We start from the raw sequence: 10,596 nt of genomic DNA, 5'->3' as shown, positions 1-10,596 counted from the left end.
CATTTCGAACCCGGAAGCTAAGCCTCACAGCGCCGATGGTACTGCAGGGGGGACCCTGTGGGAGAGTAGGACGCCGCCGAACAAATTTTGAGAAAGAGCCCCAACTCCGGGATGTATCCCGTGAGTTGGGGCTCTTTTGCGTTCCCGCAGCCCTCCCGGCTGGAGGAGAACGGGAAAATGGGTCCGCACCTGGCACGTTCGGTCGTTACGGTGGCCCCATGTCTTACGTGATCAGGTCCATACACCCCGACGAGTGGCCCGCGGTGAAGGAGCTGCGGCTCGCCGCGCTCCAGGACCCGGTGGCGCACCTGGCGTTCCTGGAGACCTTCGAGCAGGCGTCGGCCAGACCGGACGACTTCTGGCAGGAGCGGGCCGCGGGCGGGGCCGAAGGGTCGCTGGAAGCACGGCAGATCGTCGCGGAGGGCGCGGACGGCCGATGGGCCGGCACCCTGACGGTGCTGATCGAGGAGGCCGGCACCAAGGACTGGGCGGGGCTGCCGGTCGAGCGGAACCAGGGGCACGTGGTCGGAGTGTTCATACGCCCCGAGCACCGGGGCAGCGGGCTCGGCGAGGCGCTGTTCGACGCCGGTCTGGACTGGGCGTGGGCGCGTGGCGTCGAGCGGGTGCGGCTGATCGTGCACGAGGACAACACCAGGGCCAGGGCCCTGTACCGCAAGATCGGGTTCGTGCCGAGCGGGGTGACCGTTCCCCTGTCCGAGGACTCGGGGGAGTCCGAGATGGAGATGGTGTTCGAGCGGAGCTAGGGCGCCTGTCGTCAAGCTCGCGTCGTCGCCCGAAGGGCGGCCCTGCGGCGTCAGGTGCGTGCTCTCGGCGTGCCGGCCGAAAGCCCAAGTACATCCAGTACGAGGCCTTCCGGCCGGCACTTCCCCAAGTTCTTCGAGCAGGGGGGTACCCCCAGGGCACGCCCCGAGCTCTCGGCTTCGCTCGAGCAGGGGGACCCGGGGACCCCCATGACGTCGCTCCTTCACGGGCGAACGTCACCTGCCGAGGCGCTAGTCACAGCACCAGCGGGGGCGCTACACGGGGAGTTCGTGCTGCGGCCAGCGTGCGCGGGCCTGTTCGCGCGAGCGGAGCAGGGCCAGGGTGGGCAGACCGCGGTCCGCTCCGGTGGAGAGCAACTCCGGGAGCTGGGGCAGGGGGGCCACGGCCGCCACATCGTCCAGGACGAGGGTGAGTGGTGGGTCGAGGCGACCAGAGGATGACCGTTCGGCCATGCGCCGGCCGCGCTCGACCACGCTGGAGGCGAGAGCCGTCAGGAGCGGCATCGCGCCGGGGTGTTGTCTGGGATCCTCGATGGATTCACCGACCACATAAAGCGTGCCCCCTTCGTTGACGAAGGAATCCAAGGCGACGCTGTCATTTCGGTTGGATGTGCATGCCTCGCGGATATTGACAGTGAAAAGGGAGGACAGGGCGCGGGCGGTCAGCTCCTGGGCCATGTCGCGCCGTTCGGGGTACGAGGTGAGCGCCGCCTCCAACTCCCCGGCCGCGCCGGAGGACGCCTTCTGGTGGGTGCGCAGGGCCCGTACCGCCTCCTGGACCTGGCTTCCCTGGGCCCATCGATGGAGGTGCCGGATGGTGCGCCCATCTATGGCCGCGGCGTGCAGATAGCTCCGCAGGAGCGTTTCCGCCACATCGGCGACCGCCTGGTCGATCCGGGCCGTCGGGCGCACCGGGGCGAGCAGTGCGACGGCGCGGGCCGCGGCCGTCGACTTGTCCTCGCAGCCGGAGAACGGGGACCAGTGCAGCCTGGCCGGGGTGTCGCACAGGTGCGAGGGGTCGTAGAGGAGGACGGGGCCGAGCTTGGCGCGGGCGTCCTTCGTCTCGGACCACAGGGCGGGGCTGGAGGTGACGACGAGCGCGGGACCCTCGGCGTCACGTACGGCCTGGGCGGCCGCGGGGTGACGGACCTCGGGGGTGCCGAGGAGCACGGACGGGGGCGTCCAGGGGGCGGTGGTGGCGTGTGCGGCGGGGGTGCCGGCGCGCTCGGGGCCCGTAGCGGCGAGCGGGGCGTGCGGTCCACCCTCCGCCGCGGCCGGAAGAGGAACCGTAGGGGGCGGCGGTCCTGCCGGGAGGTGCTCCAGCGGACGGGACTCCTCCCCGTCGGGGCGCGGGATGGGAAGCGGAGCGGGGACGGTGGCCGGTGCGGGCGTGACGGCCGTAGGAGCGGGCCAGCCGAAGGCCGGTGCCGGGGGGCCGGCGGGCGGGGAGGGCAGGTGGCCGGCCGCGGTCACCGCCTTTCTTCGGGCCCGTACCGACTTCCAGCGCGCCACCGTGCCGATGCCGAACACGGTCAGCACGAACAGCACCATCAGTTCGCTTATGAACAGGCCCCAGAACAGCCCGTACCCGGACAGCTGACCGGCCGGTGCGTCCGGCCACGCTCCCGTGATGTCATGCGGCTGGACGATCAGATGGCGTATGGCCACCGGCGTACGGGTGAACCGCACACCGTCGGGCCAGGTACCCCGCGAGAACCAGCCCGCGAGGCCCGTGGCCGTCCACACCATCAGCGTCACACCCAGCAGGAAGGCCAGCACACCCACCAACAGGCCGTCGGGGACGCCGCCCTGGCCGTCCCGCTGCTCCCGCTGTCCCTTGCCTGGTCTCATCGTGACCCCAGTCTCAAGCCACCGTGGACTCGGACGTGCCGTCCAGGTCGCCCATCCGCTGTTCCACGAACGCCGCCGCCCGCTCCTCCGCCTCCAGCTCCGCGGCGCGCAGCGCGTCGTCCGTGTCCCGGTCGTTCGACGACTCCGTCATCGCGCGGTCGGTGAAGACGATCGGCCGCTCCGACTCTGTGACCAGGTGTTTCACCACCTGCACATTGCCGTTGACGTCCCAGACCGCGATGCCGGGCGTCAGGGTCGGGATGATCTCCACGGCCCACCTCGGCAGACCGAGCACCCGGCCGGTAGCCCGCGCCTCGTCCGCCTTCTGGGCATAAATCGTCCTGGTCGACGCCATCTTCAGGATCGCGGCGGCCTCCTTCGCCGCCGCTCCGTCCACCACGTCGCTGAGGTGGTGCACCACCGCCACGAAGGACAGACCGAGCCGTCGGCCGAACTTCAGCAGCCGCTGGAACAGCTGGGCGACGAACGGGCTGTTGATGATGTGCCAGGCCTCCTCGACCAGGAAGATGCGCTTCTTCCGGTCGGGGCGGATCCAGGTGTGCTCCAGCCACACACCGACGATCGCCATCAGGATCGGCATGGCGATCGAGTTGCGGTCGATGTGGGACAGGTCGAACACGATCAGCGGGGCGTCCAGGTCGATGCCGACCGTCGTCGGCCCGTCGAACATGCCCCGCAGGTCACCGTCGACCAGGCGGTCCAGGACCAGCGCCACGTCCAGGCCCCAGGCCCGTACGTCGTCCAGGGCGACGTTCATCGCCTCCGCGGAGTCCGGTTCGGGATGCCGCAGCTGTTCGACGATGTCGGTGAGCACCGGCTGACGCTCGACGATCGTCTCGTTGACGTAGGCGTGCGCGACCTTGAGGGCGAAGCCGGAGCGCTCGTCCAGGCCGTGTCCCATCGCGACCTCGATGATCGTGCGCAGCAGCGCCAGCTGGCCGGTCGTGGTGATCGCGGGGTCGAGCGGGTTGAGGCGGATGCCGTGGTCCAGGGCGGCCATCGGGTCGAGCCGGATGGGGGTGATGCCCAGTTCCTGGGCGATGAGGTTCCACTCGCCGACGCCGTCCTCGCCCTGTGCGTCCAGGACCACGACCTGGCGGTCGCGGAAGCGCAGCTGGCGCAGGACGTATGTCTTCTCGAGCGCCGACTTGCCGTTGCCGGACTCGCCGAGCACGAGCCAGTGCGGCGCCGGGAGCTGCTGCCCGTACAGCTGGAAGGGGTCGTAGATGTACCCCTTCCCGGAGTAGACCTCGCGGCCGATGATCACGCCGGAGTCGCCCAGGCCGGGTGCGGCGGTGGGCAGGTAGACGGCCTGGGCCTGGCCCGTGGACGTGCGGACGGGCAGCCGGGTCGTCTCGACCTTTCCGAAGAGGAAGGACGTGAAGGCGTCGGTCAGGACGGACAGCGGATCCCGCATCAGGTCCTTACCTCCGAATGCCGGTGGCGAAGGGGAGCGTGTTGACGAAGGCCCGGTGGTGCTCGCGGTCGCACCACTCCAGCTTCAGATACGACTTGCCGGCCGAGGCGCGGATGGTCCGCTTGTCACGGGCCAGTGCCTCCGGCGTACGGGCGGAGACGGTGATGTAGCCGACCAGGTTGACGCCCGCGGCGCCGCTCGCGAGGTCCTCGCCGCGCTGGTCGAGGCGGGAGTGGGCGGCGATGTCACGGGGGTCGACGGTGCGGTTCATCTTGGCGGCGCGGCTGGCCTCGGCCTCGTCGTTCGTCTTCTCGGTGAGCATGCGCTCGATGGCGACCTCGGTGGGTTCGAGGTCCATGGTGACGGCGACGGTCCGGATGACGTCCGGTGTGTGGACCAGCAGCGGCGCCAGGAAGTTCACGCCGACCGGGGTCATCGGCCACTCCTTGACCCAGGCGGTGGCATGGCACCAGGGTGCGCGCGTCGACGACTCCCGGGTCTTCGCCTGGAGGTAGGTGGGCTCCATGGCGTCGAGCTCGGCGGGCCAGGCGTTGCGCTTGGTCATCGCCTGGATGTGGTCGATGGGGTGGTCGGGGTCGTACATGGAGTGGATGAGGGAGGCGAGCCGGCCCTGGCCCAGCGGCTGCCGTACGCGGATGTCGGCCTCCTGCAGACGTGAGCAGATGTCGGTCAGCTCACGTGCCATGACCACCGCGAGGCCCGCGTCCCGGTCGACCTTCTTGCCGCCCTGGGGCCGGGCGGCGCGCGCCATGGCCTGCGCCTCGGCGGCCAGTTCCCGGGTGTAGTGCATACAGGCGACGAGGTAGGCGCGGTGCTGCTCGCTGCTCGTCGACACCATGGACTGCAACTGGTCGTAGGACTGCCGCAGCCAGACCGGGGCGCGGTCGTCGCCGCGCTGGGCGACGTCCTTGGCGTGCGCGTCCGGGTCGGCGGGCAGGGTGCGGGCCAGCATCTGGAGGCGCGTGACAAAGCCGTCGCCGTTCGCCACGTGCTTCAGCAGCGTGCCGAAGCGGTCGACGAGGGCCTCCTGGTCCTCGCTGTCGCGCAGGCCGACGCCCGGGCCCTCGATCTCGATGGCGGCGGTGACGGTGCGCCGGTCGGCGTGCAGCAGTACGGCGATCTCGTCCGGCCCGAAGGGGGCGGCGAGCCAGGAGATCCGCCCGATGCCGGGCGGCGGGCCCACCTCGACCTCGCGCCCGTCGTACCTGGTGCCCGCCTCCATCACGGGGCTCCGGTACGTGGTCCCCTGCCGCAGGGTCCGCTTGTAACTGCGGTTGATCTCGAACCACTTGTAGAACGTGCGGTGCTTGTACGGGATGTACACGGCGGCCAGCGCGAGCAGCGGGAAGCCCATCAGAAGCACGATGCGCAGGGACAGGACCGGGACGAGCAGCCCGCACATCATGCCGAGGAAGGCGCCCGCGATGATCAGCACGATCTCGCCGGACTCGCGGTTGCGGCCGATGATCGCGTTCGGCCGGGCGCGGCCGATCAGATAAGTCCGGCGGGGCGTGACCGGATGCGACACATGGGACTGGGTCGTCAACGCCCTTCACCTCCCGTGCGGTTGGTACTGCTGTTGCGGGTGCTGCTGGCGTGCGGGGTGTCGGCCGGGCTGGTGCGCGGCGGGGGCGCGGACGAGGCGACGGGGCCGCCGCCCGGGGTGCGGGTGCTGTGTGCGGCCACACCGCCGCTCACGGGGTTGGCGGGGCGGGGCGGCTGGCCGCCGCCGCCCGGGCCGCCGCCGGTGTCGGCGCGAGTGCTGTGGGTCTTGATGCCCTGGGCGACGAGGGTCGCCGGGGAGCTGATGACGGCCGCGGCCTTGCGTTCGGCGCCCTGCATCACGCGGTTGTTGCGGGAGGCGGCGATCTCGTCGCCGAAACCGGGGACGAAACGGTAGATCATGCCGCTGGCGAAGATGGCGAGCAGGATGATGGCGAGGCCGGAGACGACGGCCGCGAGGGAGTCCGGGCCCTTGTCCGTGGCGAGGGCGCCGGCGAGCCCGAGCACGATGACGATCACCGGCTTGACCAGGATCACCGCGATCATGATGCCCGCCCAGCGGCGGACGTGGCCCCAGAGGTTCTTGTCGACGAGGCCCGAGTAGACGACGACGCCGAGGAGGGCGCCTACGTACAGCAGGACCGCCCTGAGGAACAGCTCCAGATACAGGACGCCCGCGGCGAGGATCGAGATCAGCGACACGATGATCAGCATGATGGGGCCGCCGCCGATGTCCGTTCCCTTGCTGAGCGCGCCGGAGAACGCGCCGAAGAAGGTCTCGGTCTGGTCGCCCGTGGTCTTGGCGAGGACGTCGCTGACGCCGTCGGTCGCCGAGACGACCGTGTAGAGGATCAGCGGGGTGAAGGCGGAGGCCAGCACGGTCAGCCAGAGGAAGCCGACGGCCTCGGACACGGCGGTGGTGAACGGGACACCGCGGACCGCCCGCTTGGCGACGGCCAGGAGCCACAGCAGGAGGGTGAGGATGGCCGACGCCGCGAAGACGATCTCGTACTGGTGAAGGAAGGCCTGGTTGGTGAAGTCGACGCTGGCGGTCTGCTTCACGGCCTCACTGAGCTTGTCGACGGTCCAGGAAGCGGCCTTGGCGCAGCCCTTGGCGAGGGAGGAGAGGGGGTCGAGGCCGGCGTCGGGGAGGGTGTTGGAGGAGCCGCCGGAGCCGGGGGAGTTGCCTTTTTCGCAGTAGTCCTTGGCGGGACCGTGGATGAGGTCGCAGGGGTCGCTGCTCTTCGTGGGCGAGGGCGTGGGATTCGGCGCGGCGACGGCGCGTGCGGCGAGTAGCAGGGCGGCGCTCTGAACGGCCACAACGGCACCCGACAACTTGAGTACGTAGCGGTCAGCGCGCATAGGTGAACCCTCCGTACTCCTCAACGGCCTTGGCCATGTCATCGGCACTGGAAGCACGGTCGTCCCCCGGGACCGGCGCGGGGCCGTCCTGTTGGGAGTGCTGCACGATTTTCCAGTCGCCGTTGTTCCACTCGAGCTGCATGGTGATGGTGAACCAACTGCTGGTGACCGGGTTGGTGGAGTTCTGCCCTGCGAGCCCCAGGAGGCCGTTGCACCAGACGTCCACGGTCGCTCTGTCGGTCGAGAAGCTCGTGACTTTGCTGCCGATGGGGGTGGTGCGCGAGACGAAGGTGTAGCCCTGGGGCGTGGAGCCGTCCTCGTTCAGACCCACCTTCTTGTTGAACTCCGGGCTGTACGCCTTGTCCAGCGTGCCCTCGAAGCCGACCACCCGTGAGGGTGTGATGATCGTTCTGAGGATCTCATCCCGTTTGTCCTTGTTGAACATGTCGCCCGACCCCAACGCCACCGCATAGTTCGCCGCAGCCGACTGCGCGCCCTGTTGGTCGTGGGCGTAGCCCGAGGGGATCGAGCCTGCCTTCGTTCGGACCGGGCGGGTGCCCGTCGCTGCCGTGGGGGCCGCGCCCGCCTTGCTGTCGCCGTTGCCGTCCGACGAGGCGGAGTCGCCCCCGCGGTTGGCGAAGGCGATCGCGGCGATCAGCAGGACGACCACCCCGACGACCGTGGCCAGGCTGCGTGAGGAGGAGCGGCCTCGCCGGGCGCCCCCGTACACGTCACCGGGCCGGTCGGGCAGCCGTGTCCGCGTCTGCCCGACGCCGCCGTACTCTCCGTCGCCCCCGCCGGAGGCACCGTCACCGGGACTCACGTCGCGCACGCCCCCTCGAACTCGTGACCGTTCCGCGCCCCGTGCGGAAACGCGTAGAAGTACGACGGTAGTCGTGCTGGTTCCCGCGCGGGCGCGGTGTGGTGACTCGACATCAGGGAAACGCAACCTCAGCCGGTGGGCGCGACGGACGGATGGGTCGGAGGTGGGAGCCGGGCGCGCCCGGACGGGACTGTCGGCGCGCCAGGCGGGTCTTGGCGGTCCGGGACGGCCCTACACGGCCATGCCGTACACGATGGTGAACAGCGTGCCGAGCGAGCCGATGATGAAGACTCCGGTCAGGCCCGCGATGATCAGTCCCTTGCCCTGCTCGGCACTGAACGTGTCGCGCAGGGCGGTCGCGCCGATGCGCTGCTTGGCCGCGCCCCAGATCGCGATCGCCAGACAGAGCAGGATGGCGACGGCCATCACCACTTCGACCATCACGCGAGCCTCGTTGCCCAGGCTGCCGAACGGGCCCCAGTCCGGGGCGATACCGCCGATGATTGTGTTGATGTCGCCTTTTGCGGCCGCGAGATGCATGTAAGTCACCGCCCCTGGTGGGTAGTTCCGTAGCCCCTGCCACGCGCGCAGAGGTCAGGGACATTCTCGCTGACAATGACGCTGTCGTATGTCGACTTGGAGTCATTGATTGGCGGGTTTCGTACGTGTCCCTTGCCTCCGGCCCGTGCGGGCCCCTCATGCGTACGTCGGACGGCAGGGAAAGGGGAGCATGGTCACTGTGTGTATCACGGCAGGTCACGGTGGGCAATGAAATAGAAGCGGAACCTGTCGTGCGGTGCTGTCGTCAACCCCCCTTCACGCCGCGACGACTCGGGCCGGCCCGTGGGGTGACCCGTTCGGCCGGTCCGTTCGTCACGAGGGTCACCCGTACGAGCGGAAGGCTATATCCGGACAGCGAAGCGGAGCGCGCCGGGTGCTCGCGCCCCGTCGGTGGGCGGAAAGAGGGCCGCGGCATTCAGCCGCGGCCCTCTTTCCGTGCGGCGCCCCGGACGGGCGCCGCACGCACGATGCAACTCACGGACGACTCAAGGGTTCTCCGGGGCGGAGAAAGAGGAACCGGGCCGCGGCCGGCTGCCGTGGCCCGGTTCCGGAAGAACGCCGGCGGTCAAGTCCCCACGTGTTTCCCGGCGGCGTCCGTCCTGGTGTGCGGAGGGGGATCAGCCGGTGAAGGCGGAGGTTCCCTCCGGGGTGCCCCAGCCGGTCGGGCCGTCGTAGCCGGACCGCGCGGTGCAGAAGTAGCTCGTCGAGCAGCTGCCGTTGCTTCCGCTGGTCACGTCGTTGAGGGCGGACGTGCCGGCCGCGTTGTACGGGAACTGCGCCGGGTAGGAGCTGCTGGACGGGGTGCCCGCGAGGGCGTAGACGCCGGCGATGATCGGGGACGACGCGCTGGTGCCGCCGTAGGTCGCCCAGCCGGTGCCGTCGCCGTAGGTGTCGTAGACCGAGACGCCGGTCGCCGGGTCGGCGACGGCCGCCACGTCGGCGATCATGCGCTTGGTGCAGCCGGTGTCGGTCTGCCAGGCGGGCTTCGCGTCGTAGGCGGAGCAGCCGGAGCCGGTGCCCTCGGTGCTGCTGGTGTGCCAGACGCTCTCGGTCCAGCCACGGCTGTTGGAGGAGGCGGAGAGCTTGGTGCCGCCGACGGCGGTGACGTACCGGGAGGCGGCCGGGTACTCGGCGCCGTACGCCTCGTCGCCCGCGCTCACCGTGATGGCGACCCCGGGGTGCTTGAAGTACGAGGTGTCGTAGCCGGTGTCGGAGGAGGACTCCGAGCCGCCGTAGCTGTTGGAGACGTACTTCGCGCCGAGCTTGACGGCCTCGTTCACCGCGGTGCCGAGGTTCGCCATCGAGGACGACTTGGCCTCGACCAGCGTGATGTTGCAGTTCGGGCAGACGGCGCTGGCCATGTCGAGGTCGAGCGAGATCTCTCCGGCCCAGCCGCTGTCGGCGGTGGGCAGCGAGGTGGTCGAGCCGGTCTGGCTCACCTTCTTGAAGCAGCCGTTGTCGGTGGAGCACTCCGGCAGGCCGTAGTACGAGCGGTACGCGGCGAGGTCCGACTCGGCGTTCGGGTCGTCGTACGCGTCCACGATCGCGATGGTCCGCCCGGAGCCGTTCGAGGAGGCGGCGTCGGTGAGGCCGTAGGCGTCCTGGAGGTCACCGGGGCCGTAACCGGTGGGGGCGTCGGCGGCGGCCTTGGGGGAGAGGGCCTTGGCGGTGATGCCCTCCGCCCTGGCCCGCTGCTGCTGGAAGGCCGTGATGCCGCCCGTGACGCGCAGGGCGTTGCAGGCCATCTCGCCCTTCTTCTTGGGCACGGCGCACGAGCGGGCCCACGTCACCTTCGCGGACGGGGAGGCGGTGGCGGTGGTCGAGGCGGCGTTCGCGTGCGCCGCGGTGCCGAGGCCGGCGAGCAGAAGGGCGGTGGTGGCCGCGGCGGCCGAGCCTATGCGGCGCCATCTTCCGCGTATGGACGCTGAGTCGGGGGGTGTGCTGCGCAACTGCGTTCTCCTGGGTCAGGCGGGACAGGGGGCGGTGCGGGTGCGTCGCCGTGCGGGTGCCCGGCGACGGGGCGGCGGTCCGCGACGACCTTGACTTGTTGAGTACGCGACAAACAAGAGAGTCCGGGAATCCTGACTTCCGCCTTACTGAACCGAGGTGGCCGCCTTACCGGTCGATGGCCCGGTGATGACGTGTGCCTGACAGTCGCTTGACGGGAGGCACAGGGGGTGCATGGGTTCGGGTCGGGTGATCCATGCGCGTCCGCCTGTGCGGTGGGTGGCACTTCCGGCCCGCACATTTCAGTG

General features: G+C 70.1%; 8 protein-coding genes and 1 rRNA gene. 2 read left to right on the top strand and 7 right to left on the bottom strand.

The features are described from left to right. Positions 1 to 82, top strand: a 5S ribosomal RNA gene (gene rrf / locus ACFY2Z_RS35650); the annotation flags it as partial. A gap of 136 nt (positions 83 to 218) precedes the next feature. Beyond that, positions 219 to 764 carry a GNAT family N-acetyltransferase gene (locus ACFY2Z_RS35645; RefSeq protein ID WP_390748135.1) on the top strand — a complete coding sequence of 182 codons (546 nt, stop codon included), beginning with the start codon at positions 219 to 221 and terminating at the stop codon, positions 762 to 764. Positions 765 to 1,037: 273 nt separating this feature from the next. Here ACFY2Z_RS35645 and ACFY2Z_RS35640 read toward each other — a convergent pair whose 3' ends face one another. From ACFY2Z_RS35640 to ACFY2Z_RS35610, 7 genes are all read right to left on the bottom strand, one after another. Continuing rightward, positions 1,038 to 2,633, bottom strand: a complete 1,596-nt coding sequence (locus ACFY2Z_RS35640; RefSeq protein WP_390748134.1) for a TraM recognition domain-containing protein — start codon at positions 2,631 to 2,633, stop codon at positions 1,038 to 1,040. A 13-nt stretch (positions 2,634 to 2,646) separates the two neighbouring features. Further along, complete coding sequence (locus tag ACFY2Z_RS35635) at positions 2,647 to 4,071, bottom strand: ATP-binding protein (protein ID WP_388973228.1); 1,425 nt, start codon at positions 4,069 to 4,071, stop codon at positions 2,647 to 2,649. Between the two features lie 7 nt (positions 4,072 to 4,078). Beyond that, complete coding sequence (locus ACFY2Z_RS35630) at positions 4,079 to 5,638, bottom strand: SCO6880 family protein (protein ID WP_390748133.1); 1,560 nt, start codon at positions 5,636 to 5,638, stop codon at positions 4,079 to 4,081. Further along, positions 5,635 to 6,957, bottom strand: coding sequence for a hypothetical protein (locus tag ACFY2Z_RS35625; protein ID WP_390748132.1), 1,323 nt, complete (start codon positions 6,955 to 6,957; stop codon positions 5,635 to 5,637). The genes ACFY2Z_RS35630 and ACFY2Z_RS35625 overlap by 4 nt, the downstream gene beginning before the upstream one ends. After that, positions 6,947 to 7,780, bottom strand: coding sequence for a hypothetical protein (locus ACFY2Z_RS35620; protein ID WP_390748138.1), 834 nt, complete (start codon positions 7,778 to 7,780; stop codon positions 6,947 to 6,949). Before ACFY2Z_RS35620 ends, ACFY2Z_RS35625 begins: the two co-directional genes overlap by 11 nt. Before the next feature lie 231 nt (positions 7,781 to 8,011). After that, entirely contained in the window at positions 8,012 to 8,320 is a 309-nt protein-coding gene (locus tag ACFY2Z_RS35615; RefSeq protein WP_043441655.1) for a hypothetical protein, read from the bottom strand. A gap of 638 nt (positions 8,321 to 8,958) precedes the next feature. After that, entirely contained in the window at positions 8,959 to 10,290 is a 1,332-nt protein-coding gene (locus ACFY2Z_RS35610) for a peptidase S8 (protein WP_390748131.1), read from the bottom strand. Positions 10,291 to 10,596: the final 306 nt, after the last annotated feature.

Source organism: Streptomyces sp. NPDC001222 (genome assembly GCF_042896945.1).
Lineage (GTDB): Bacteria > Actinomycetota > Actinomycetes > Streptomycetales > Streptomycetaceae > Streptomyces > Streptomyces gibsoniae.
The sequence above is the reverse complement of the archived record's forward strand: the minus strand, read 5'-3'. Positions and strand labels throughout refer to the sequence as shown.